This is a genomic window from Hungatella sp. SB206, from assembly GCF_051132295.1.
In the GTDB taxonomy this organism is placed as follows: domain Bacteria; phylum Bacillota; class Clostridia; order Lachnospirales; family Lachnospiraceae; genus Hungatella; species Hungatella effluvii.
Genome location: NZ_CP096603.1, coordinates 1,603,141 through 1,628,446, shown reverse-complemented (window position 1 = coordinate 1,628,446; position 25,306 = coordinate 1,603,141). Strand labels below are relative to the sequence as shown.

Genomic DNA, 25,306 nt, shown 5'->3' with positions numbered 1-25,306 from the left:
GAGTCCGGCCCGCCGGACTCTCGCGCCGGAGCGAGGTCGCTTCAGCGGCCATATTTCCTAAGCGCGGAGTGCGCATCCCTCGGAGGTTTTTTGTTTCATAGGATGAACTTTCCTGTGAAACAAAAAAGGCGGTTACTTCCACGAGCATTCCATCTCCTGGAGTAACCGCCTCTTTTCATCTATTCATCTACTCATCTTTTAACCTTCCCACGCTCTCACATTCCCGGGCCAATCGACGTAATCATCCCGGTTCCGGCGCCACTGCTGCTTCCCGGTGCAGTCGAAGAGCCAGGCCCTGCCGTGGAATTCGTGTTCTGCGTTCCCGCGGAGGGCGTCAGCGGCGACGGCTCCACGATCGGAATATTATCATTTCCGCCTGGCACCGAAGGGCCGGAGGGCGCTGAGGTGTTCTGAGTATTCGAGGAATTCGAGCCGTTCTGTCCCGTGGGCGTGTTTTCAGGTGACGGCACCGATGCCGCTGCCTTAGTCTCGCTCTCCGTCTTTGAGCTGCTTAAATACTTCTTATATATATAAGCGTCCCCGCCCTTATAGGAGATCCGCATCCAGCCGTTGGCCGACTGGCCCGTAACACTGACCTTCTGGCCGGTCCCAAAGCTGGTAAGAACGTCGGACTTCGTCGTATAGCTGGCCCGCACATGGACAGGCTGAGTCACATACATGGTCTTCTGAACCGCGGTTACGGTGTAGACCGGCATAGCCTCTGTCTCTCCGGGCTTCGACTCCTGAGACGGAGCAGATGTTTCCGCCTCGGACAATGTCTCCGTTTCGGAGGACGGTTCGGGATCCGTCTCATTCTCTATCTTTATCGCATCGGTCTGCGCTTCCGTCGTCACACTCTCACTGGCCGCGCCTTCCTGTGTACTCTTTGTGTCTCCTCCGTTCAAGACAGACGAGCAGGATGTGATCATCACAGCCGTTGTCATTGCCAGGATAATTCCCGGATACTTTTTCATGTCGGTCACCTCCGCCTGATTTTCATCCTGGTTCAATACCAGATGCTCTCAGTATATCATCCCGGCCGACGGTGTGCAACATCCGGCGGGCCATCTTATTCTGCATCTTGTTCTGCATCTTGTTCTGCATCTTATTCTGCATATTATCTTACATCTTGTTTTTCACCTTATTTTGCAGTACGGTGCCAAATTATGAAAAATACAGCGCCAAGCGCGCACATTCCTGCCCCGCAGAACATAGCGGCCGGAAGGGCGGCCTGGGCCGCCGCGCCGAACAGCAGATTGGTGGCGATTCCCGTTCCCTCCGCCAAGACTGCGTAGATACTTAAAACGGTGGCACGGTCTGCCGCCTTAATATGACGGTTCTGTATCTCCGTCTGAAGCGGCACGAAAAGGCTGGCCGACAGGCGAAGCAGCATGACGCCTCCCACCGCAAGCACACCGCTTCCGGTCAGGGCCAGTATCACACAGGCGACGGAGGCTGCACAAAATAAAAGAAGGGCAAACCGTTTCATACCGATTTTCCCCGTAAATCCGGCCGAGCAGACTCCGGCCATTCCGCTTACGGTTACAAGGATATAGATATATCCCATATTAGCCGGTGCTATCCCGCACGCCTCGTATTTCAGCTGGTTTAAAAACACCGTGATGGTCTGGTTCGTCTCCGCCAGAAATGCCATGCCCACCAGAAGGAGCAGGAAGCGTTTATCACTCACCACTTCCTTCAAACACGTCAGGAACCGGCCTTTCACCGGCTTTCTGTCCTCTTTTTCCTTTACTTCCTTTAGCCCGAAGGCCAGCGCCGCCGCAGCTGCATACGTCAGTACGGTCAAAAATCCGGCCAGCCGGTAATCATCGCCGATAGCGACAGAAAAGATCAGAGCCGCAGCCAGCAGGCCTGCGGTATTTAAAAGGTTATACACGCCGAACACCTGGTGGCTCTCCCCCTCGCGGCATGACAGGTACAGCAGGCTCACGTCACAGCCCGACATTCCCGCCATCACAACGCTCAGCATCACCCGTTCCAGAAGAAATCCGCCGAAACCGTCAGCCTTCCAGAACACCACCTTAGATACCACATAGATCAGGGAACTGATCACCAGAGTGTTCTTATATCCGATCCTGTCGGCCACTACGCCCCACGGCATCTCCAGGGCGATGCACAGGGCAAGCGATATGCTCTCAATTAAAGTTATTTCAAACACGGTAACTCCCGCCGCCTGCCGATAGAGCGTGGCGATCGGTCCGTAAAATACCATTCCCTGCAGGAGGGAAATCCCATACATCAGATAGATATTTCTTTTTATCTTCATACTTTCTGCTCCATTTTCATCGATTTCACAAATTTCATAACCCGGCGCCCGTTTTACGATACGCAAAATAAGCCCTGTGATCTACAGTGCCAAAACGCATGGTAATTCTGAAATTGTTGTTTTCTACGTGGGATTGTATGGATTAAAAAAAGAATGGGTTTTCATAAAGGACCTCCGTGGCAGGCCGTTCCTTCTGAATGATGATAAAACGGCTGCTGCAGGATAATTATTATCAGCCTGCGCTTTTTTAGTATACCATATTTTTTAGATGCTGTAAAGGAACAGACCTCAGACAAAAAAGAGGATACGGAAAACCATAACGCTTTCCATACTATCTCTTTTGTCTGATCCGTTTCGAGTAACAGCTCCTCACGACAGCTCTTCAAAATATGCTTCAATATATTTCATGGCTCCGCCCACTGCCGCGGCTTCCATGCCGTAGCGGCTGTTCTTTAAATAAACCGTGTCCTGCTCGAACATATTATAGCCGGCCATTTTCTGGCTTAAGTCAATCATATACGGTTTTAAATACTGGCCGATATATCCTCCCAGTATGATGTCGCAGTCAAAGGCCATCCGTAGATTCGTCACCGATATTGCCAGATAGCTTAAATAGGAATCCCATATATCCCGTATGGCATCGTCGCCGTCTTCCAGCTTCTGGAAAAACAGCTCCAGGCTGTCATCCGTGTGATCCGACAGCACTCTGGCCGAGCAGTACGCATCCATACAGCCCTTTTTTCCGCAGTAACACGTTTTTCCTTCCGGTGCTATGACCATATGGCCGAATTCCGCACTCTTAAAATTGTCCCCCGCATAGATTTCCCTGTTCACGTAAATTGCACCGCCTACGGAGTTGCTCAAGGACAGATAAACCGCGTCACGGTCCCGGTGGACAAATTCCGCCAGCGCCGCGCTGTTGGCGTCATTTTCAAAGGATACCGGATACCGGATAAACTGGCTGACCACCTGAAATTTCACGTTGTCCAGGTGCAGTACGTGGGATCGGACAATCAGTTCCCGGCTCTGGTCGATTACTCCCGGTATGGAGATGCCGACTCCCAGGATCTTATCCGGCGCGGCGCCCATGTCTTCCAGGAAACAATCCAGCTCCTCCGCCAATGCCTTATAGTAATCGAACGAATTTTCAAAATTCTTCTTGATGCGTCTCTTCCCCGTTATGGCTCCCTTTAAATCCAGCGCGACCATGCTGATGTGGTTTAACGTAATATCCAGCCCCACAGCCATTTTCCATGTGGCTGTGATAGAAAGGGTCTTTGCCTTTCGGCCTCCAGTAGACTCATACTCTCCGATCTCCCCGACAATTCCGGCTTCCGTCAGTTCTTTCACATTCTGTAAGACCGTAGGCATACTGATCCCCAGCTCCGCAGCGATCTCCGGTTTGGACGTGCTGCCTTTATAACGAATAAATTTTGCAATCTTGATTTTATTCAGTTTCTTCTTTTCTATCATGGAATCGTCTCCGATAATCTTCTTTTATGAATCGTTTTATATAAGTATTATACAAGAGGGGGCAGGGAAAGGCAAGGCAAAATACCGCGGCCGGACTTTCCGCAAAAAGTCCGGCCGCGGTATTACATACATACTTTTTTTGATCTGTCTTACTCTAATGCAAACATCGCCATTGCATTCAAAACATCTACTTCCATCGCATCGATCGCCGCATTGGCTAACTCATGGAAATACTTCACGTTTTTCTCCTCCAGAAGCTTCTGCACGCCTTTTACGCCGGCGTTGGACATGTAGGAGAAGTAGTTGATTTTCCGGATTCCGCAGCGGATGGCTTTCTGGGTATCTTCCACGCTGATTCCGGAACCGCCGTGCATGACGAGCGGAACACCGGTCAGCTCTCTGATTTTCACAATGCGGTCAAAATCCAGTTTTGGCTGGGCGGCATAGAAGCCGTGTACAGTTCCCACTGATGCGGCCAGCGCATCAATGCCCGTTTCTTTCACATATTTTGCGGCCAGTTCCGGATCCGTATAGGCGCCGCCCACGAATTCCTTTCCCTCATGGCCGGTCACGATCCCGATCTCCGCTTCCACGTTGGCGCCGTATTCCTGAGCCATGGCAACGGTCTCTCTTGTCATGCGGACATTTTCCTCGTATGGCCTGGAGGAGCCGTCATACATGACCGCTGAGAAGCCCAGATCCAGGGCTTTTTTTACATAGTCCAGGTCCTCGCCGTGATCCAGCATCACACAGACCGGCACGGTCGATTCCTTCGCCATGCGGATCATGATCGGCCCGATCACGCGAAGCGCCATCTCCGGCTCATGAAGCTGGGCGTGCTGGATGATGACCGGCTCCTTCCGTTTTTCCGCGGCCCGGATAACGGCCATTAAAATCTCCAGATTGGGCGTATCGAACGCGCCCACACAGCAGCCTCGCGTCTGGACAGCTGCAAGTACCTCATTCATATTTACTAACATTCAGCCAGCTCCTTACTTTTCTTCATACAGTTCAATGATCGCGTCATCCCAGATGACAAAGGCCAGCCGTACTCCCGGACCCGCGTCGACCGGTCCGAAGATGACCCGGTCCGCCTGCTTCGCATAGCCGTCCAAATCATCTACCCGGTAAGCCACATGCGGCTGCTTGGAAAGGATCTCCGGAAACGGCGTCCCCTCCTCAAACTTTAAGTATTCGATCTTAAAATCATAGTCGTCCACATTGCTTACCCAGAACTTCATGGCCTCATTGTAAACCATTCCCTCTTTCCTGTTCAGCACAGGGATTCCAATATGCATATATTCTGCCGCCATAGGGACCTCCTCCTATTTTTTCAGGTATGGGGTATTGCACGGTGCGTTCCAGTAGCGAAGCAGCTCGTCATCCATTCTTGCCATAAACATCTGGAATCCGCCCTGCTCCTGCACGGTCAGCAGCTCGCCTACGTAGTTTGCCACGATCTCGATGTTCTTCTCTTTTAAATAGGAAACACATTTCCGGTAAATGATAAACAGCTCCATCAGCGTGGTGGCGCCAGTGCCATTTAAAATCAGCATGATTTTCTCGCCCGACTTGATATCCAGATCGGAAATCAGGCCATCCAGCATAATTTTAGCCGTCTCATCGGCACATTTTAAAGGCTGGCGTCCACCGCCTCCCTCTCCGTGCTGTCCCATGCCGATCTCCATCTCATCCTCTCCTAAATCGGCCAGAAGACTTCCCGTTGCCGGGTGAGTCGCTCCTGTCACGGCCACAGCGAGAGTCGCCATATTATCTGCAAAACGCTGTGCGATCTTTGCAACCTCTTCCAGGCTCTTTCCTTCCGCGGCCGCGGCGCCTGCTATCTTATAGGTAGGAATACATCCCACCAGGCCCCGTCTGTCGTCTGCGTTGGATCTCGGTGCGTTGGCAATATCCTCCTGAGTCACCACCTTAACCACATGCAGGCCTTCCTTAGCGCACCGCTTCATGGTCAGGTTGCCGGTCAGCATGTCGCCGGCGTGGTTGAGAACGATATAGAGAACGCCCTTTCCCTTATCCGCCATCCGGATCGCATCCACACATGCCTGCGGTCCCGGTGCAGCGAAGACATCTCCCACCACAGAGATATCCACCATTCCTTCTCCGACAAATCCGCTGATCGCCGGCTCATGTCCCGATCCGCCCTGTGTCACGATCGTTACACGGTCCGCATCCGGAAGCTTCCTGTTTATGACCATGCGCTGGTCTCCCAGCTCCACCAGCTCCTTATGGGCTTCTGCAAATCCTTCCAGCAATTCAGGTGTCAAATTTTCCGGATCATTGATAAATTTTTTCATTCTCATCATTCATTTCTCCTGTTCTAAGAATTATCGTTCCGCTTCCATCAGACCGTCATACAATCCCCTGAAAAACAGCGACGTGCTGACTGCCCCCGCATCCGGAGTTCCTATGGTCTGCTCCTTGTAGCTCCTGGCCCTTCCATACTTTGATAAGTACTGCTCGCTGTCTTTGGCGCCCTGCTCCGCCGCATCTGCCGCCGCTTTTAAGATATCCGGGATTCCTCCCTCCACGTCTCTAGCCGCCAAAACCGCCGGAATCAGGGCATCCATCATCGTCTTGTCCCCGGTCCGTGCCGTCGTAATGTCCTCCATAGCGGCCAGGCATCCTTCCAGCATGGCCTTCAGCCCCTCGCTGTCGATGGCGTCGCTGCCTGACAGCGGATCTGACAGCCCTCCGATCATCGTTCCGTAGAGGGGTCCGGCGCTTCCGCCCCCAATCTCCATCGTATCGTCTCCCAGGGACTGGAGAAATTCCTCAATATCGTCGTCCTCCCATGTGTCCAGGTTTTTGGTGATGAGTCCGGCGATCTTGCCGATGGTGACTCCGTGATCCCCATCTCCGAAGCGTGAATCAATCTCGCTTAAGCGGTCCTTATTCGCGCACCAGAGCCGGGCTACACCACGAAGCATGCTGGTTATCTCAGGCTTCGAAAGTAACATATGTAACCTCCTTTCTCTTGTTTTTATCGTTTGTCATAAATAAAGACTATCATTTTCACATATTATTGTCAATAAACGGATTTTATTTTGTTATTTTTTAACAGTTTTGCACAAAAATATGGTGCGTAAATGGCTTTAAAGGCCTTAACACACCATATCTCAGTTACATATGTAACTCATTATTCAGTTCTGCCGCCGCACTCACCACATTTTTCGGTGCGACTACATTGTTGACATATCCGGTCCTTAAGACACCCGCTAAGGCTTTCGGCTTCGTATTGGCCGAACAGATTCCCACCACATAGCGGACCCGGCGCAGAAGTTCCAGGGGAATCTGGATAGCATAGTCCGTGTCCGAGCGGATCACCCGCCCTTCCTCCGTCACAAAATAATTCAGTATCCGCCCCACCGCCTTCTGCTTCACCAGCAGGCTGCCATACCTCGCTTCCGACGCGAAGTCGGGCACCGATGGAAAATTCCCGATATTGACCAGGGCTACGTCAAGGCGCTCCCATGCCTGATAGATTTTATGATAATTCTCCAGGGCCATGGTCAGCTTCAGTTCCTGTTCGGAAAGCGCACAGGCCGGCGTATAGATAAATTCCGGCTCGGCTTCGCTGTGCTCGGCAATCACCCGCACCAGCTCGTTGGAATGGTAGTTTTTCAGCCCTACGCCGCCGTTTCCGATCAACGGGCAGATGTGGCCTCCAATTCTGACCGGTCCCTGATTCCGCTCAATCCTGGCCGTCAGATCGCCGATGATATGGCCCCAGCCGATTCCCAGCCTGTCCTGTTTCAGCCCGGCAAGCAGCTTTAAAGCCGCGTTCGCCACCGCGTTGTTGGTCGCTAAATCATTGGGACCGTTTTCCACCACGGCCCCGCCCTGGATTCCAAAGCAATCCTGGAGACGGTCCAGCCACGGATCTCCCTGCCCCGGCCCTTCCGCCTCCCCCGGCGCTGCAATTGTGATTTTTACAATCCCCTCCTCCTTCGCCTCCTTTAAAAGCTTGCTGACCATGGGACGGGAAATTCCGTAAATCCCCGCGATCTCATTCTGAGTCCGGTCCTTCTCATAATACAGCCTGGCCACATCCACCAGGCGCTCTGTCCTGCTGTCTCGATCCCTCATATCCGTGCTTCTTAAGAACGCCTGCCGTCAGGCCGACCGCAGACCGCTCTTCGCGCTCCTTCCATATCATTTCGGCCGCAGGCAGGCGGCCTTTACTCTGCTTCTATTATAACCGTCCGTGGAGTATCTGTCCATGAAGAGTCGGGAAGGTTTTATTCCTGCTGCATGTTCCGGTTACGGTTCCGCTATCCATCGGCACGGATCTGTGCTAAAATGTACGGATAATAAAAAACAGGCGTGAATCGGCGCAATCATTTTACAGGAGGGAATCACTATGATAAGACTGGTATTACCAACGGAAGACTACGAGGAACAGGTTCTGGATTACAAAGCATCATTTGAAAGAGACGGTGACAGCCTGGATGGAACCGCAGGATTACTGAATTTCCGCACCTTTAAAGAGTGGTACGAGGCACTCCTGGACAATTCCTGTGAGGCAACGGTGAGAGAAGGCCTTGTTCCCGCCACGACATTTCTGGCTGTCGATGAAAACGACAGGCTGGTCGGAATGTTGGACCTCCGCCACCGCCTGAATGACGCCCTGGAAAAATGCGGCGGCCATATCGGGTACAGCGTAAGGAAAGACGAGCGGAGAAAGGGGTATGCCACCCAGATGCTGTCCCTGGCCTTAGAGGAATGCAGGAAAATGCATATCATGCGTGTTTTAATCACCTGTAATAAGCTAAACTTCGCCTCGGCCAGAACGATAATGAACAACGGCGGGGTTCTGGAAGATGAGATCAGGACGGCTGAAAGGATTACACAGAGGTACTGGATTACCCTTTCTTAAAGGAAAATACCGTTAATTCGCCAGCTTACCGGCTTCCGGATTTAAGAATACTTCCTTTTTCACTGCTTTTTCCTGACAGGCCACGATCGTCGTGCACACGGCATCACCAGTGACGTTGACGGCGGTCCGGCACATGTCCAGGATACGGTCAATTCCCATGATGAGCGCGATGGCTTCCACCGGAAGTCCCACAGATGTGAACACCATGGAAAGAGTGATCAGCCCTACGCCCGGCACGCCCGCCGTTCCGATGGAGGCCAGGGTAGCCGTCAGAATGACCGTCATATAATCGGCGGCAGACAGGCTGATCCCAAACGCCTGCGCGGCAAATACCACGGCAACACCCTGCATGATGGCCGTTCCATCCATATTAATGGTGGCTCCAAGAGGAATGGTAAAAGAAGAAATCCTCTTGGAGACCCCCATCTTTTGATGGAGCGTGTCGATGGACAGCGGGATTGTGGCATTGGAGGTCGCCGTGGAAAAGGCGAAGCCCATAACCGGCAGAAACTTCCTGATAAACAGAAACGGACTCAGTCCCGTAAAGCCTTTCAGCATCACCATGTAGACCACCAGGCATTGAACCGCCAGAGCCAGCAGCACGCCTGCCATATACTTGAGAAGAGGCAGAAATGCATCGAATCCAATTCCCGAAAATGTCTTCGCGATCAGGCAGAACACGCCGTAAGGCGCTAATTTCATGACCATGGTCGTCATTTCCATCATCACATCGTTAAACTGGCTGAAGAAATTGCCGACAGTTTCCACACTCTCGCCCAATTTTGCAAGAATTATCCCCACAATCAGCGCAAATAAGATGATTGGCAGCATATCTCCGCTTGCCAGCGCCCCCAGCGGGTTGGTCGGTATGATATTCAGCAGCGTATCCGGCAGACTCACCTTGCCTGCGATGGCTACCTCGCTTCGCTCGATGGAGGACATATCCAGCCCCACGCCCGGATTTATCACATTGGCCACCAGTATGGCGGCCGTAATGGCGAGAGCCGTCGTAAAAAGATAGAAGAACAGCGTCTTGACGCCGATGGTTCCCAGCTTCTTCGTATCTCCCATGGCCATGCTTCCGCAGACCAGCGAGCAGAACACCAGCGGAACCACAAGCATCTGCATCAGCCGCAAAAATCCGTTTCCGATGACATAGAATATGCCTCCGATCAGGAACTCATCCCGTATCACGCTCTCCGGTACGGCGTAATGAAGCAGGATTCCTGTCGCGGCGCCTGCCAGCAGCCCAATAAATATCTTTGTTGTCAATCCTGTCTTTTTTCTGTTTTTCATATACTGGTATAATCCTTCCTGTCTGCTATAAAACGTTCCAGCATGATTTTCCATTCCGGAAGCAGGGAGATTCCGGACATGCGCAGCATCATGTTGTCCAAAACGGAGTACGACGGGCGCATGGCGGTAAGCCTGTCATCCACAGCCGCTACCGGCACTACCTCCGTCTGTGATCCGGAGAGGCGCACGATCTCCTGCGCAAATTCATACCGGCTGCAGCTTCCCTGGCCAGTCACATGGTATAACCCATCCGGCGCAGACTCCATCAGTTCGATGATCTTTTCCGCCAGCTCCGAGGCTCCGGTCGGCACAGCGGTCTGATCGGCTGCCGCATAAATCGTCTTCCCCTCTCCCGCCAGCTTCATAATTTTCGAAAAATAACTGCTGCCCTCTCCAAATATCCAGGAACTCCTGACGATAATGTGGCGGTTGCAGAATTCCTTCACGAAATTCTCCCCGGCAAGCTTCGATTTTCCGTAGATAGTCTGTGGATTCGGCGTATCAAACTCCGTATACGGCGTCTGTCCGCTTCCGTCAAACACGTCATCCGTAGAGAGCTGTATCATCCTGGCTTTTCCCATCCGGGCCGCCACACTTAAATTTCTGGCTCCCAGGGCGTTGACCTTAAACGCTTCCTCTTTATTCTCCTCGCACGCGGCCACATCCGTAAGCCCCGCGCAGTTTACAATGAAATGCGGCCGGTTCATGCCTGCATAATCCCTGACTGCTTTCGAATCGGTGATATCGACAGCGTCGATGTCCGTAAGCAGCAGCTCCACCGGCGTATTTTCCAAAAGTTCCGTCATTTTGCGGCCGACTCTGCCGTTTGCTCCGCAAATCCAAACCTTTTGCATATGATTCATTTGGTATCCTCCATTCTGAAATCGTGACAAAGTATTGTACCATAGATCGCAGGGGCTGCCAAGGTGGGAAAGGGAAATTCAGTATAAACTTACAGAATTATAACCCCAATGTTGGAGATATTTTTTATAAATTTCTGCTTGGAATTCCTCTGCTTTCTCCCTTTTATTCTTTTTATATCTGATATAAATATTGCCGCTGCCCCTTGTAACTGTATCGAAAATAAACCCCTGCCTATTGCACGGGTACAGTCATATTCATTCTTTATTTCACTGTTTTTTGCTTCTATTCGATATCGTTCTTTATTATAGATGAAAAGGACTGGAAGAGCTGCCGGCGCCCTGCAAAAATCGCCGAAACTGGGGGGAAGCGCTCTGGCCCCGGCTGCCTGGCGGAACAAAAACCACGAAATCTAGCTAAAGTTATTGTCGAAAGCAGCTTTTCATAATTCTGTAAATTTATAAGTTTATTCTGGAGAAATTCTTGAAATTGTTGGATTCACAGAAGAAGAATAAGAAGGTATAATAAGGAAAGATCTTGATTCTATAGGAAGGAGTCTTTTGTATGTTAAAGGATTTAGTAGCCCGGTGCAGATCTTACCGGCGTTTTTATGAGGATGAGAAAATCCCGGCAGAAGCGCTTCGGGAATTGGTGGATTTGGCCAGGATGACCGCTTCCACCGCAAATTCCCAGGCGCTCAAGTTCCGGATCTGCAGAACGGACGAAGAAAATGAGCGGGTGTTTGGAACACTGAAATGGGCGGGCGCGCTGCCGGATTGGGACGGGCCCGTAAAGGGAGAACGGCCATCGGCCTATCTTATCATCCTCTGTGACCTTGCCCTTGGGAAGAATAAGCTTCAGGACGACGGGATCACCGCCCAGACCATCATGCTGGGGGCGGTGGAAATGGGGTACGGCGGCTGTATGCTCGGCAATGTGGAGAGGAAACGGCTGGCGGAGCTTCTGGATATCGATACCGCAAAGTACTCTATTGATCTCGTGCTGGCGCTTGGAAAGCCAAAGGAAAAGGTCGTGGTGGTGCCGGTTGGGGCGGACGGAGACGTGCGCTATTACCGTGACGCGGAGCAGGTCCATTATGTGCCGAAAAGAAGTCTTGATGAGATTATACTATGAGACGTTTCAGCTTTCCCACTGCTTAACCCGCATAAGCCCCCGCTTTTGTAAACAGCTTATGATGTTTCATTGCCTCATTGGCCTCCGACAAAACCTTTTCCTCATCAATAGTCAGAAGCTTCCGGTCTTTCATGACCAGTTTCCCGTTGATGATGGAATGCTTTACGTCGGCTCCCGAGGCGCTCTCGATCACGGTATTGACGAGACTTCCGGTCGGCGTCAGATGGGGTTGGTCTAAGTTGACAGCGATCATATCGGCGAAGTTTCCGTGGCGGATGGCTCCCAGACTGCTGTTCATCAGGGCCTGTGCTCCACCCTCCATGGCCATGGAAAGAAGGGTTCCAGCCGGCATAATCTCAGGATTTCCGGTGGTGATTCCGTAGGCCACGTTCATGATGCACCGGAATGCCCGCATCTCACGGAATAAATCCAGTCCGCCGTGGCCCGCGCCGTCGGAACCGAAGGCCACGGGAATCCCGGCCGCAAGGAGGCGCGGCGTCTGGGGAATGCCCTTGCCGCAGTTGCTGAACGGACAGTGCACCACCTTAATCCCCCGTTCCTGCACCGTCTGAATCTCGGATTCAGACAGCATGATGCAGTGGGCTGCTACAAAACGGTCCGACAACGCGCCGATCCGGTCTAAGTAGCTGAAAGGCCGTTCTCCGTAACGTTCGATGAAATCAAGTACTTCGCTGGCGTATTCGTTCATATGGCATTCTGCCGTCACCTTCTGCTCTTTGGCCGCGAGAAATATGGTGCGGAACAGGTCTTCCGTGCAGGCCATCAAAGAGGTTACGGAATAGTACACCTGGAGCAGGCCACCTTTCCCGTGGTATTCCCTGTGAAATTTCTCCAAGCGCGGCAGCGCCTCCCTGGTGCCGATGCGCAGACCGTCCGGCACCTTCGCGCCGTCGGTTGTCTGCCAGGTCAGAGCTCCCCGCATCCCCATTTTTAAATACTCTTCGGCCGCGGCTTCGATATGAGGCCCGCCGGCATCCACAAAGGATGTGGTACCGCTCTTTATCATCTCCGCGCCGGCAAGCCTGGCGGACAGCGCCATGGTTTCCTCCGTCAGAGAGGCCTCAAACGGCACGTTGATCCGTTTCCAGATCACCGGCTTCTCATCCAGCAGACTTCCCCTTAAGAACTGCTGGCTGGTGTGAAGATGGCCGTCTGTGAGGCCCGGCATCCACAACAGATGCGGATCATCGATCACCGTATCGGCCTGGAAGCCACTGGTCTGATCGGTAAGTTTTGTGTCTGCGATCTCCAGTATCCGGTTTTCGGAAATGGCGATGGTCTGATTTTTGGCAATGCTCTTATCGGGCATCAGAACTGCCGCATTTTTAATTAAAATATCACATGGTAACATAAAATAACGCCCCCTTCTCTTCTCCTGTAATGAATTCATATGCCGCCGCTGCCGGCGCATATCATCTGTATTCATTATAGAAAAAAAGAAGGGGGCGAAAAAGGACAGATGGGATAAACCAGGGAATTATTCTGGCCATGTGGGTTCGAAAAGCATCTTTTCGCAGTTCTCCAGACACGGTTCTATAATAAGGCTTTCCTGGGTTATCTCGTTTTCAATCGAATAATCCTGCACCATTTTTTCCATCTTTCCCGGCAGGAAATCCATCTTGCCCCCGAAGAACTTCCGGTTTGGCGTATCCATGATCCCGCAGCATTTCTTCCCACCGCTTTTTCTGCTCCGGCGCGGCCGAATCTAACTGTTCCAGCCGATATGGAATTCCCAGCGTCTCCCATTTCTTTCTCCCTGTGGAGTGATACGCCATGATTTCCACCTGCCTGATGTTGGTATACGTATCTCTGATCCGTCTGATCTCTGCAAAATGGTTTTCGCTGTCATTCACGCCCTGAATCATGGGACATCTCAGAATCACAGGCCTTTCCATTTTCTCCAGGTATGCAAGCGTTTTTAAGACTTCTTCCGTTCCCATGCCAGTCAGCTCTTTGTGGAGAGCCGAGGGAGTGGCCTTATAGTCAATCAGGAACAAATCCACCGTCTCTGCAAGCCGCCGTCTCTTCTCATCATTTAAAATGCCGTTGGTTTCCACACAGACGTGAAGCCCTTCCCCCCGGCACGCCCCGATCAGTTCCATGAGAAAATCAAACTGTATCGTCGGCTCTCCGCCGGTAAATGTCACACCGCCTCCCGACCGCTCGTAATAGATCCGGTCGCTTACGATTTCGACCATTACCTGGGTAACTGACATTTCTTTCCCATAGATTTTCAAAGCTTCCGCCAGACAGCCATTTACACAGTTTCCGCACGCGGCACAGCGGGTAAAATCGATCCTGTGGGCGCCATCCGTGAAATCATGGGCCTGGTTTTCACACCGCGCTTCACATTCCCGGCATCCGATGCACAGGCTGCTCTCAAAGGCCAGCTGCGGCTTACTCTTTATGGATTCCGGATTGTGGCACCAGATACAGGACAGATTGCAGCCTTTCAAAAAGACAGATGTCCTGATCCCCGGCCCGTCATGTACGCTGAACTTCTGTATATCAAATACAATTCCCATCGTTCTTTTCCCCATCCGTCAGTTTTCAAACGTAGTTCTCTTGATGATCTCGTTCTGTATCACCGGATTCAGCGTCACAAACCGGGCCGAAAAGCCGCCGATTCTGACGATCAGATTCTGATATTCTTCCGGATGTTTAACGGCATTTTCCAGGTCATCTCTGCCGATCACCATCAGATTCAGCTGCGTTCCGTTATTTTCCAGAAAGGTACAGACAAGAGCCTTCACCTTTTCATAGGAATTCTGAAACAGCTCTTTGCTGATTCTTACATTGTTGATCACGCCGGAATGGAGGCTGTGATCATACTTGCTCATGGAGTGGAGAAGCGCTGTAATTCCGGACTTATCGGCTCCGATTGAGGCTCCGTTGGCGTTAGCCAGGGGATCTCCGTCTTTCCTGCCGCAGGCGGAGGCCATCGTATACTCTCCCCAGTCCGCACTGGCGCTGTTGTTCACGCTCACAATTGTGTAGTGGTCAAGTCCTACCGTCTCCGTACATTCGATAGCCGCCCTCGCCACATGTTCATACACCTTTAACACCATGGCATCGGCTTCCGGATCATTGTTGCCGTATTTGGGGGCGTTTAAGAACAGCCTGCGTTCCTTTTCAAAGCCCTCAAAGTTGCAGTCCAGCATATCTTTCACCTGCCGGAGTGTAAAGCGTTTCTCATCGTACACATACTTTTTGATCGCCGTCATGCTGTCCGCCGCAGTCACCATTCCCACAATCTCGGGAGCGCCGTTCATATAGCAGACTCCACCTGAAAGCATCGCCCTGCCGCGTTCCAGGCAGTCGTTCATCAGAAGGCTGAGCTGTAAATAACCAGCGTTTTCTGCCGCTGTATAATAGCACTCCGCCTCTCCCCAGGCTTCCCGGAGCATCTCCGGTTCCACCTGTTTCCGGTATGCCTCCCAGAATTGATCAAAGGTACCCAGTTCTTCCGGTTCCCCGGTCCTCGGCCCCGCCTGACACTTCATATAGGCGTCGTCTCCGTTGTGAAGGACCAGTTCCACAGCCTTCTGAAGGTTGAAACCACAGTTTGGCGTCCCGGTGCTGGTTGCTTCGATGACATACTCCCCGCACCCGGCCGGAATATACTGTTCGGCCTCCTCCTCGGAAATACCGTACAGCTTCATGACAGCCGGAATGTTGGTGTCATCCCCATAAAGCAGCGGGAAGGAACAGCCTTCTCCCACCACCAGAAGCGCCTTGTTTAAGACTTCCTCATTCATCCCCCTGTAATATCGGAGAGTGAGCTGGGGAACCACATCCTTCACACGTCTGGAGGTCTCCAGGACTGCAAGCGCCAGGCGGTCGGCATTCGCCTCGTTTCTTCTGCCTTTTCCGCCGATAATGACTCTCGTATCGTGCACCTTATTAATGAACAGATACTGCTGATAGAGACTGGTCAGCAGGGCGATGGCTCCCTCTTCATCGAGAATGCCTGTCTCCAGATCGTTCACGTATAAATCGCCCAGAAATACATCCATGCGCCCGGTATTCATCTGATCCGAAATAACCGAGTAAAGCCAGTACAGCTGAAGGCCTTCCTGAAAGTTCTCCGGTGCCTGGATCTGAATATGTTTCAGCGTATGAGCCGTCTTTAAAAGCGCTTCCCTGTATTCCGGTTCTGCATCTGCCAGCCGTTCTGCCTGCTGCCTGTAGGTGTCTGCGGCAAGGCAGACAGTATCCAGCATCATAAGCAGCGCCGTGTAGAAACTGCTCTCGCCGTTCTCCTTTTGTTTACGCTTCACCTCGTCCCGCAGTCCGGGAATCCCCATGCGCACCAGCTTATCATCATCCGGAATCGTCAGTGCGATTCTGGCTGTCGGATAAGAGCCGACGCCCAGGCTTTTTATGACCTCCGTCTTTTCCCCCGGCAGGGCGCGCACATCATCCATACCGATATTGGGGCCATACGGCTTATAATCAACTTCCAGTTCCCCGTGTTTTTCGGTAAAACGCCGCTGCAACTTCTGAACCGTCTTTTCCTCCTGCCAGAAGCGGTAACACTCCCATACCGCTTCCCGCTCCTCTCCGGTTAAGCAGCTCCCCGCCTTCTCCATCATTTTTTCCACCTGGACGTTGTGAAAGAAGTATGTATAAAGACCGCCGTACTGGGGGCTGAAGCCCACTACCGTATGCCTCACCCGTCCGACGATTTTCTCCTCTTTTGTCATCGGGACGAGTATTTTCCGGATCTGGCAGTCGAGACACTTCGCCTCCCTGATATATTTATCCGTTTCCGAACGGTATATTTTCGTAAACTCAATCAGATACTTCAATTCCTCTCTCATCTGTCTCTTTTCCATAAGATTCACCTCAAAATCCATAATTTTCCGTAACCTGTTTAAACCACCGGCCTGATTTTTTGATTGAAAGAGCGCCGCCATTTTTAATATCCACCCGGATCATGCCATACCTGTTTTTATACGCGTTTCTCCAGGACCAGCAGTCAAATGGCGCCCACAGATGGTATCCAAAACAGTTGCAGCCCTCTCCGATTGCCTTGTTCAGCCAGATTAAATGGTCACGGATAAACTCGATTCTGTAATCGTCTTCCACGATACCGTCCTGATCCAGAAATTGTTCCTCGTCCTGCACACCCATCCCGTTTTCCGAGATATACCAGGGTATATTTCCATAATGATCGCGGAGATTGACGGCGATCTCATAGATGGCAGGCTCATAGATCTCCCAGCCGCGGGAAAAGTTCATTTTCTGCCCCTCAAAGGTATACTCTTCAAAGTATTTTTCCGGCATCAGCGGTCCTTCGTATGGTGTGCTTCTTCTGGTGACCCGCCTCGGATGGTAGTAGTTTACCCCCAGGAAATCAACCGTATTGCTGCCAATGATCTCTAAGTCTTCTTCTGCTGCCTCCGGGCAGATTCCCTCTTCCTTTAAGAGTTCCACAAGCTTTTCCGGATACTCGCCCCTGATCGATGGATCCAGAAACGATTTATTAAAGAGCAAATCTGCGATTTCTGCGCTCCTCCTGTCTTCTTCGTTGTCCGGCTCTTTGCAGTAGGTTGGCGTCAGATTCAGTACGATCCCAATGCTGCCTTCTCTGCCGCTCTTTCGAAATTCTCTTACCGCCATGCTGCTGGCAAGCTGAATATGGTAGCCGACCAGCGCCGCCTTCTTTGCGTCGCAGACAGCGGGATAATGGCGTTTATAGATGTATCCGCCCTCAGCAATCACGATAGGTTCATTAAAGGTAATCCAGCGTTTTACCTTTCCGCCAAACAATTCAAAACATTTAGCCGCAAAGGCCGCAAAGCCTTCGGCTGTCTCCCGGTTTTCAAATCCGCCCTTCTCCATCCAGTACATCGGCATATCGAAATGATGAAGGCAGAGAACAGGTTCAATTCCCTGACTTAAAAGCTCATCGATAACCGCCTGGTAGAACGTTACGCCTTCTTCATTGACCGTTCCCTCACGATCTTTAAAAATGCGGCTCCACTGAATTGATGTGCGGTAGGAATTCATTCCGATTTCCTTCATCAGCTTTACGTATTCCTTATATTTGTGGTAAAAATCCGAGGTCACGGAAGGTCCTACTCCATCGAAAAACTGCTCCGGCACCTGCTTAAACCAGTAATCCCATTCCGTCTCCGCCTTTCCGTCTCCCGGAAACGTCCCCTCTGACTGCGGCCCGGAGCTGGCGGCCCCCCATAAAAAATTGTCGTTGAATTGATATTTCATGATATCCTCCATTCATTTTCCAAATTTGATTGATAAATATAATAACCTCACTTCTTTTATTGCTTCATTTCCTGTAAATGGTGAAACAGCGCCCCATATAAGTTTGCTTTATTGCCAAAGCGGCAGGGAACGATCTTCGGTGTCAGAAAGCCAAACCGGTCCTCTTTTGCCATTTTCTCCATTCTCTTATAGATTTCCGGTATAACAAAAGGCGCTTCGCTGATCCCGCCCCCCAGCACGATCAATTCCGTGTCCAGGGTAAACTGAATGGAAAACAGTCCAACCGCCATGGCCTCATAAAACTCCTCCGTAAGCTGTAAAGCCAGCGGATCTCCGCCCTCTGCCAGTACAAACAGACCTTTTCCATCCGTTCTTTTTCCTGTCGCCGCAGTATATTTTGCCGCCTGTTTTACCATGGTATAGGAACTCCACGTCTTATAGTGACCATCCGCACGGTTCACCAGACAGTTTCCGAATTCTCCGCAGTTATTGGTCCGCCCTCTGCAGACAGTGCCATTTATGACGATCGAACCGCCAATTCCGGAGCCACACACCACGGACACGATGTTGCGTTTTCCGGCCGCGGCTCCCTTCCACAATTCGCCCAGAGCCGAGCAGTTACCATCGTTCTCAATGGTGACGGGAAGTCCGTCTAACCGCCGGCTAATCCGCTCAGCAAGGGGAATCTCATGGATATACGGAATTGCGCTGATTCCACCGACAATCCCTTTCACAGGATCGACGGCCCCCGGAGAGCTTAAGGCAATACCGGCAATTTTCTCTTTAGCCGTCTTAAAGACCCGCCTCATCTCATCAAGCATCGCCTCCAGCCCTTCCGACGGCGTAGGAAATGCCCCGGTGTCTTTTAAACAGCCCTCCTCATCTCCGCAGGCATACTTCACGGAAGTTCCGCCCATATCAAAAATCAGATAAAAGTTCATACAGCTTCCTCTCTCCTATGCTTTAACCGCCCCATCCACAAAGCCTTTGTAAATATGCTTCTGAGCAATCAGGAATATGATAAAAATCGGCAGGATAACCACCAGAATTCCAGCGGCAATCACGTTCCACTGGGAAGAATACGGTCCCATAAACCGGTACAGCATCGTACTCATAACCGCCTTCTTTTCTCCCGGCAGGTATAAAAACGCAATGTAAAAATCATTGTAAATGGATGTAATCTTTAAGATCGCTACCGTCATCATCGCAGGTTTTAAAAGAGGCAGAATGATTCTCTTGTAGATGCCAAAATACGAACTGCCCTCCAAAAGCGCCGCCTCATCGAGATCATACGGAATCTGGCTGATAAACTGCATAAACAAATAGAGACTCACCACGTCCACACCGGCATAGATGATTATGGGGGCTGCCAGCGTATCTACCAGCCCGATCTTCGAAAAAACGGTAAACACAATAAGATGAACGATTACAGACGGTATAAAAGATGCGATCAAATAAGCCGCCTCGATGATTTTCCGTCCAGGAAACTGGAACCGTCTTAAGACGTAAGCCGTCATGGTTCCGAACAACAATCCCAAAACCAGCGATCCTAAAATAATGATAACGGTGTTGACCATTCCCAGAAGAATCTTGCCGTCTGTAAAGACTCTTATGTAGTTATCGAAGTTTAAGAAGCTTTCCGGAGGTGTAAACCTCGGCGTTTTCAAATACTCCAGTTTTGTTTTAAAGGAGGAAAATACGACACTGATGATCGGCACAAACACCACAAGCGCCATGAGAATCAGAGAAATATATTTGCCTGCCTGTATGAGATTCTTTTTTACTTTTGCACTCATCACTCATCCTCCTTGAATACAATATTTTTCACTGCCATGACGATTGCCACGAAAATCATCAGGAGTACCGCCATCGCGCACGCCACGCCATATAAGTTGTACTGGAAAGCCGTCTCAATTAACGTGGTCGTAAATGTATTCGTTCCGTTGGTTCCCCTTGTCAGAATATACGGTATATCGAAAACCGCCACAGATCCTACAATGGCAAAAGTCGTCAAAAGGCCGATAATGGATTTCATGCCAGGAAAGGTGATCGCCCAGAAGGACTGCCAGGAATTGGCCCCGTCGATGGAAGCCGCCTCGTAGTAATCGCTGGGAATCGACTGCATGGAACCTAAATAGATTACGAAGCTGTAACCAATGTTCTTCCAGAGATAGATAAACGCCAGTGTGAACTTGACAAGCTTCGGATCCGCAATCCATTTAAGCCCTGTCTCCGCCATACCGATGGAAGCCAGAATCGAGTCGAAACCGCCGTTGATTTCAAAAAACATCTGAAAAATAAAGGTAACCGCTACTGTATTCATGATAAACGGGAAGAAGATAACCCCTTTAAAGAATCCGCCTCCCCGCAGTTGTCTGCTTAATAGTGTGGCAAAATAGAGTGCCAGGACCTGCTGAATCATGCCAGCAGCCAGATAGTAGATCACATTGTTAAATACCATACGGTATTTTTCTGTCGTAAAGATTCTCAAATAGTTGTCGAAGCCCACGAACTGCTCAGGCGACGAAAGCCCGTTCCATTCCGTAAAGCTGTTAATCAGCATCACCGCGATTGGATAAAAGGTAAACAACAGAAGCAAAAACAGCGGTATCGCAAGAAAGCTGACAATCAATATTGTCTTTTCCCTCTTATAACGTTTTATCGATTTCATCAGAGCCCCTCTTTCCTTTATCAGACCGCCGGGAAGACACCGGCGGCCCTGTCTCTCAACTAATTAAAGTTCTTAGCCCACTCCCCATTTAATCCGTCAAAATTCGGTTCCCCACCGGCAAGACACGGTTCAAGGACATACTTTGTTATGTAGGAGCCCTGTGAAAACACGTCGATCTGAGCGTTGGAAGCCATCTCTGATATTCGGACATCCTTTGTGGGGACGCTGTATAAGTTGATATAATCCATGGTTTCAAAGTTCTTTAAATCGTCTACCACCTTTCCGCCGTCTCTCATGATTTCATTCATACCGCGGTTTAAAGAAATTCTCTCACAGAAAAACTTTGCAAATTCAGTTGCCAGTTCCACATTAGGGCTGTTTTTATTCACGACCACGAAGATGTCCTCAGAGACTCTTACATTCAGCTTATTATCCGGACCTACGTCATTCTTATATGGAAATGGCGCAAATCCAATGTCATCCCGGCTTCCGCCAAGTTCCTCCGCCGCATCCTTCATCTGAGGGATGGCCCAGGAGCCGGTAAGCATAAAGCACGCTTCCTCGGAGGCGATGGCAACCTTGGACTTATCCCACTGCTCCGTAACCGTATCCGGTTCGATCTCCCCGTTTTTCGCCAGTTCTCCGACAAAGGAGAGGACTTCGTTAAGCGGTGTTCCGTCTGCCCACGGCGCTTTTGTCTCTACAATGCTGTTGGCATAATTGATATCCTCTGACCAGGTAACCGCCAGATTATCCCAGAAACGCATCGTCCACTTTGCACCCGCGTTGGTATAGAATGGGATCACACCGTTATCTCTTAAAATTCCGCAGCACTCTTTTAATTCGTCCAGAGTCTTCGGAACCTTTCCGCCGTAATACTTGTCCAGAACCTTCTGATTATATAAGATCCCTTCATAGACAACACCGATTGGCATTGCATACGTCTGACCTTCATAGGACATGTAGTCTCCGTAAAAATACTTCTCATTCAGTTCTTCCGCATTTCCCAGGGAGGCAAAGTAATTCGGATACTCCTTGATGGAAACAGCCATTGGTGCGGTCATAACATCCTCAAACTTACCGCTTTTCATCATCGTAACTACCTGTTCTTCCGTTCTCTTGGAACAGTTGACATACTCAAAGCCCTTCACTTCCGGATGCAGCGCTTTAAATTCTTCCAGAATTGGTTCCACCATTACACCGTATTTATCCGGCGTGTCTTCCACATTAAATGCAAATGAAAGGGTAACTCCGTCCTTATTTGCTTCTGCCTTTTCCGTTCCGCTTCCTTCTCCGCTGCTCTTTCCCCCGCAGCCAGTCAAAGCTGCCATCAATGCCGAAACAAGCATCACCGCTACTAAACGTTTTCCTGTTTTTTTCATTTTACTTTTCCTTCTCCTTTTGTTTTTTTAATAATGTGATTCATCATGTGACTATCATATACTTTTATATTACATATATCAAGTACTTTAAGCATAAAAGTATATACTTATATCGCTTTCAGCACTCTCGCCAAATTAAGTATATACTTTTTGTTAATTATGACAATACTTTTAAATTTCCGATTATGAATCTATGTATCTAACTAATGCCTGAAAATGGACTCTGATCCGTTATCACAGACCATTCATGCGTGTTAATCTGTTTAAGCTCTGCTTCGGCATCTCTGCTGACGTAAATTCCACAGGATCTTGGAATGTCCACGTCCACACGGCCAGGTGAAAAATCAAACGTTTCACCCTTAAGGGACAGATTTTTTGACGGCTTGCGCACATAATTTATATTTTTTAATTCCACTTCCCTGATATTACCGTTCTGACCAATAATGCCAATGGCATTTTCCCCCGTACAGCTCACTCCATCTATGCACACATTACGAATTGCACAATCCGTTTTGTATTCCGGATGCTGATTGGCTGCAATATGATAATCATGCTTAACTGCCATCATAAATATTGGCTCCCCATTGCCCCACCAGTTTCCTGCGCGAATTACGGTGTCAATAATCATATTGGTTACACGGACATTTTCAACCAGCGAGCTCTCATCATTGCACATAATACACAAGCCACGGTTGCTTTCCTTAATAATGCAGTTTGATATAGCTACATTACGGACACAGCTGTATATATAACCAATCACAATTGCTTTCGAGCAGGAACGCAGTATGCAGTTGGTAATGACAATATTCTCACACGGCTTTTCCCAATTTGTTATACCAGATATTGCAATGCAGTCATCTCCGCTTGAGATGTTGCAGTCAGAAACAATAACCCCTTTGCAGCTGCAAAAGTGCATGCCGTCATTATTCGGCATATTCAAATCCGTATCAATTGTAAGGCCAATAACCTTTATATTCTCGCATTCATGAAAGCTTATGGTCCAGCATGGTGCATCAATAATTTTAATGCCGCGCACCACAATATTTTGGGAATTGTGAAAAAACAAACATTCATTGGGACGCTGTCCAATCGGATAGGTACACTCAGAAATCTGTTCGTCGTTAAACGGAACGCGGCTGTCAGGTACATTTCTGGCTGAAGTATCATAAAAAGCCCTTCCGCTGAAATCAATAGTACCGCTTCCTTCTATCGTAACATGATCACAGTCACGGATAATCAGCATTGCCCGAAGCGCACCTAACTCATTGTGTATATAGTCCTGTTCGGGATAGTCGTCCAAATTCTCTGAACCTTTTAGTACCGCTCCGCTTTCCAGATATAATGACGTTCCTTTCAGATTAACTGTTCCTGTAATAAAAACTCCGCAGGGAATCATTACAGCTTCCCTGGTTTCAGAAGCCCGATCAACAGCGGCCTGTATGCTTTCCGTATTTAACGTGACGCCATCGCCGACAGCTCCAAATTCCATAATATTAATCATTTTTCTGCTCCTTTTATTTTGATATGATAGGAATCTTTATGTACCTATCGTATACTTTTTCAAGCTATATATCAAGTACTTTAAGTTCAAAAGTATATACTTATATGATTTTCGTCATTGTTCCCTAAATTAATATATACTTTTTGTTTATTATAACAATACTTTCATTTATATAAGTAATTGCTTTTTACTTACGTCCGTGTTAGAATAAAGCTATTATAAAAGGGGATTTTTCTATGAATAAATACATTGAAATATCGAATGAATTAAGGAACCACATATTAAAAGATAATCTTTACCATCCAAACGACCAGCTTCCATGCGAGAAGGATCTCTGTATCCAGTATGGAGCCAGCAAGATGACCATTAAAAAGGCGCTTGACATCCTGGTCGACGAGGGGCTGATTTATAAAAAAAGAGGGCATGGAACCTTTGTAAAGGGGTTATCGCAGCAGCAGCTGGATATTATGGAAGAGAACTTATGCAATACCCAGCAGGCCCTGACCGGTTTCAGCCGGCAGTATGCCAAGGAAGCTGTGACCTCCACCGTCCTGGAGTTTTCCGTCATACCGCCGACACCGAAGATCGCATCCAATCTGCATATCACAGAAGAAGACTTCGTATACAAGATTATCCGTGTCAGGAACCGGAACGGGGTTCCCTGTGTAATAGAAGAAACCTATATGCCCATTGATCTGATTCCAGGTCTCAAGATGGCGCATTTGGAATCGTCCATCTATGCCTATATCCGTCAGACGCTTCATTATGAGATTCAGAGTTCCCACGTCCGCATCCGCGCCAGGGGAGCGTCCGAGTTCATCGCCAGGAATCTCCAGCTGGAACCAGGCAGCCCGGTAGCCGTCGTGGAGCAGATCGCCTTCCTGGACAACGGCATGCCGTTCGAGTATTCCTTTTCGACTCATAAGGCGGATTTATTTGATTTTTCGGCCGTTATTGTAAAAAAGATACCTTAGGTACAACTCTGGAAAATGATTCTAATCTATTTCCAGAGTATTTTTTTATTTTTATTTGATTTTATTCGTACATACGTTCGTTTTATCGGATTAATAGTGTAGCGCTACTGATTCAGACACCAATTACACATCACTCTTGAAAGGAGGAAGAAAGCCTGTTCACGATAGGCTTTCGAAAAGAATATGAGCAGTACAGAATGGACCTACCACATGACAATCAGCAATCAGACAGGGGAAACTCTTGTTGCACAGAACGATGAAAGGAACTGGGGAATCTGGTACCTTGGAGGAAAGGATAAAAGCGCCCCTGTCTCCATCGGTGCTGGAGAAACCAAAGAAGTATTTGGAATCCGGGCATCTAAGGGTACCGCCACCGGCTATCAGGGCCAGTGTACCTGGATTGGGGCGAGCGGTTCCCTGACTCTGTCAATCGAAGTACCTTACTCAAAAGATAATAAGTCCTCATTAAAAGTATCCGGCATGTATAGCGTAGACGGCTGGAAAGAGCTGCCGCCAAGGGGCCACCACTTCAATCATCTGCTGACCATTACAAAAGTGGATTAAGGAGGAAACAC

23 protein-coding genes are annotated in these 25,306 nt (G+C 49.6%); 4 read left to right on the top strand and 19 right to left on the bottom strand.

The window, feature by feature from the left end:
- Nucleotides 1-215: 215 nt before the first annotated feature.
- The 8 genes from M1L66_RS07075 to M1L66_RS07040 form a co-directional block, all read right to left on the bottom strand.
- Nucleotides 216-974: an SH3 domain-containing protein gene (locus M1L66_RS07075; RefSeq protein WP_434691781.1), complete on the bottom strand. Its 759-nt coding sequence runs from the start codon at nt 972-974 to the stop codon at nt 216-218.
- Between the two features lie 167 nt (nt 975-1,141).
- On the bottom strand, nt 1,142-2,287 hold the full coding sequence (locus tag M1L66_RS07070) for an MFS transporter (protein WP_434691778.1): 1,146 nt from the start codon (nt 2,285-2,287) through the stop codon (nt 1,142-1,144).
- A gap of 369 nt (nt 2,288-2,656) precedes the next feature.
- A complete protein-coding gene (locus M1L66_RS07065) occupies nt 2,657-3,760 on the bottom strand; it encodes an ROK family transcriptional regulator (protein WP_434691775.1) in 1,104 nt (367 codons plus the stop codon).
- A gap of 149 nt (nt 3,761-3,909) precedes the next feature.
- The gene (locus M1L66_RS07060) at nt 3,910-4,740 is read right to left on the bottom strand and encodes a class II fructose-bisphosphate aldolase (RefSeq protein WP_187022405.1); all 831 of its coding nucleotides are present in this window, start codon (nt 4,738-4,740) and stop codon (nt 3,910-3,912) included.
- A gap of 12 nt (nt 4,741-4,752) precedes the next feature.
- The gene (locus M1L66_RS07055) at nt 4,753-5,073 is read right to left on the bottom strand and encodes a VOC family protein (protein WP_187022406.1); all 321 of its coding nucleotides are present in this window, start codon (nt 5,071-5,073) and stop codon (nt 4,753-4,755) included.
- 12 nt (nt 5,074-5,085) lie between these two features.
- Nucleotides 5,086-6,084 (bottom strand): dihydroxyacetone kinase subunit DhaK, encoded by a 999-nt coding sequence (locus tag M1L66_RS07050; protein WP_187022508.1) that lies wholly within the window; start codon nt 6,082-6,084, stop codon nt 5,086-5,088.
- A gap of 24 nt (nt 6,085-6,108) precedes the next feature.
- Complete coding sequence (locus M1L66_RS07045) at nt 6,109-6,741, bottom strand: dihydroxyacetone kinase subunit L (RefSeq protein ID WP_187022407.1); 633 nt, start codon at nt 6,739-6,741, stop codon at nt 6,109-6,111.
- 163 nt (nt 6,742-6,904) lie between these two features.
- On the bottom strand, nt 6,905-7,870 hold the full coding sequence (locus tag M1L66_RS07040; RefSeq protein ID WP_187022408.1) for a sugar-binding domain-containing protein: 966 nt from the start codon (nt 7,868-7,870) through the stop codon (nt 6,905-6,907).
- A gap of 274 nt (nt 7,871-8,144) precedes the next feature.
- Between M1L66_RS07040 and M1L66_RS07035 the strand changes: the two genes are divergently transcribed.
- On the top strand, nt 8,145-8,660 hold the full coding sequence (locus M1L66_RS07035) for a GNAT family N-acetyltransferase (RefSeq protein WP_187022409.1): 516 nt from the start codon (nt 8,145-8,147) through the stop codon (nt 8,658-8,660).
- A 12-nt stretch (nt 8,661-8,672) separates the two neighbouring features.
- On the opposite strand, the gene M1L66_RS07030 is transcribed toward M1L66_RS07035, so the two are convergent.
- Together M1L66_RS07030 and rfbD are read right to left on the bottom strand one after the other, a co-directional pair.
- On the bottom strand, nt 8,673-9,956 hold the full coding sequence (locus tag M1L66_RS07030; protein WP_002601188.1) for a dicarboxylate/amino acid:cation symporter: 1,284 nt from the start codon (nt 9,954-9,956) through the stop codon (nt 8,673-8,675).
- Nucleotides 9,953-10,810 carry a dTDP-4-dehydrorhamnose reductase gene (gene rfbD / locus M1L66_RS07025; protein ID WP_187022509.1) on the bottom strand — a complete coding sequence of 286 codons (858 nt, stop codon included), beginning with the start codon at nt 10,808-10,810 and terminating at the stop codon, nt 9,953-9,955. The genes M1L66_RS07030 and rfbD overlap by 4 nt, the downstream gene beginning before the upstream one ends.
- 571 nt (nt 10,811-11,381) lie before the next feature.
- Here rfbD and M1L66_RS07020 point away from each other — a divergent pair.
- A complete protein-coding gene (locus tag M1L66_RS07020) occupies nt 11,382-11,951 on the top strand; it encodes a nitroreductase family protein (RefSeq protein ID WP_187022411.1) in 570 nt (189 codons plus the stop codon).
- Nucleotides 11,952-11,973: 22 nt separating this feature from the next.
- Here M1L66_RS07020 and M1L66_RS07015 read toward each other — a convergent pair whose 3' ends face one another.
- The 9 genes from M1L66_RS07015 to M1L66_RS06975 form a co-directional block, all read right to left on the bottom strand.
- Nucleotides 11,974-13,323 carry an amidohydrolase family protein gene (locus M1L66_RS07015; protein ID WP_187022412.1) on the bottom strand — a complete coding sequence of 450 codons (1,350 nt, stop codon included), beginning with the start codon at nt 13,321-13,323 and terminating at the stop codon, nt 11,974-11,976.
- 214 nt (nt 13,324-13,537) lie between these two features.
- Nucleotides 13,538-14,497 carry a glycyl-radical enzyme activating protein gene (locus M1L66_RS07010; protein WP_243270284.1) on the bottom strand — a complete coding sequence of 320 codons (960 nt, stop codon included), beginning with the start codon at nt 14,495-14,497 and terminating at the stop codon, nt 13,538-13,540.
- Between the two features lie 18 nt (nt 14,498-14,515).
- The gene (locus M1L66_RS07005) at nt 14,516-16,810 is read right to left on the bottom strand and encodes a pyruvate formate lyase family protein (RefSeq protein ID WP_434691766.1); all 2,295 of its coding nucleotides are present in this window, start codon (nt 16,808-16,810) and stop codon (nt 14,516-14,518) included.
- Nucleotides 16,811-16,820: 10 nt separating this feature from the next.
- Nucleotides 16,821-18,203 carry a glycoside hydrolase family 1 protein gene (locus M1L66_RS07000; RefSeq protein WP_434691763.1) on the bottom strand — a complete coding sequence of 461 codons (1,383 nt, stop codon included), beginning with the start codon at nt 18,201-18,203 and terminating at the stop codon, nt 16,821-16,823.
- A gap of 56 nt (nt 18,204-18,259) precedes the next feature.
- Nucleotides 18,260-19,144: an ROK family protein gene (locus M1L66_RS06995; protein WP_187022415.1), complete on the bottom strand. Its 885-nt coding sequence runs from the start codon at nt 19,142-19,144 to the stop codon at nt 18,260-18,262.
- 15 nt (nt 19,145-19,159) lie between these two features.
- Complete coding sequence (locus M1L66_RS06990; RefSeq protein WP_002601197.1) at nt 19,160-19,999, bottom strand: carbohydrate ABC transporter permease; 840 nt, start codon at nt 19,997-19,999, stop codon at nt 19,160-19,162.
- Nucleotides 19,999-20,874 (bottom strand): carbohydrate ABC transporter permease, encoded by an 876-nt coding sequence (locus M1L66_RS06985; RefSeq protein WP_002601198.1) that lies wholly within the window; start codon nt 20,872-20,874, stop codon nt 19,999-20,001. The genes M1L66_RS06990 and M1L66_RS06985 overlap by 1 nt, the downstream gene beginning before the upstream one ends.
- 59 nt (nt 20,875-20,933) lie before the next feature.
- Nucleotides 20,934-22,256 carry an ABC transporter substrate-binding protein gene (locus tag M1L66_RS06980; protein WP_187022417.1) on the bottom strand — a complete coding sequence of 441 codons (1,323 nt, stop codon included), beginning with the start codon at nt 22,254-22,256 and terminating at the stop codon, nt 20,934-20,936.
- A 199-nt stretch (nt 22,257-22,455) separates the two neighbouring features.
- Nucleotides 22,456-23,757, bottom strand: coding sequence for a glycoside hydrolase family 28 protein (locus M1L66_RS06975; RefSeq protein ID WP_434691759.1), 1,302 nt, complete (start codon nt 23,755-23,757; stop codon nt 22,456-22,458).
- A 236-nt stretch (nt 23,758-23,993) separates the two neighbouring features.
- Here M1L66_RS06975 and M1L66_RS06970 point away from each other — a divergent pair, with 236 nt between their 5' ends.
- Both M1L66_RS06970 and M1L66_RS06965 read left to right on the top strand, forming a co-directional pair.
- A complete protein-coding gene (locus M1L66_RS06970; protein ID WP_434691756.1) occupies nt 23,994-24,731 on the top strand; it encodes a GntR family transcriptional regulator in 738 nt (245 codons plus the stop codon).
- A gap of 183 nt (nt 24,732-24,914) precedes the next feature.
- Nucleotides 24,915-25,295, top strand: coding sequence for a hypothetical protein (locus M1L66_RS06965; RefSeq protein ID WP_243270286.1), 381 nt, complete (start codon nt 24,915-24,917; stop codon nt 25,293-25,295).
- Nucleotides 25,296-25,306 lie beyond the last annotated feature (11 nt).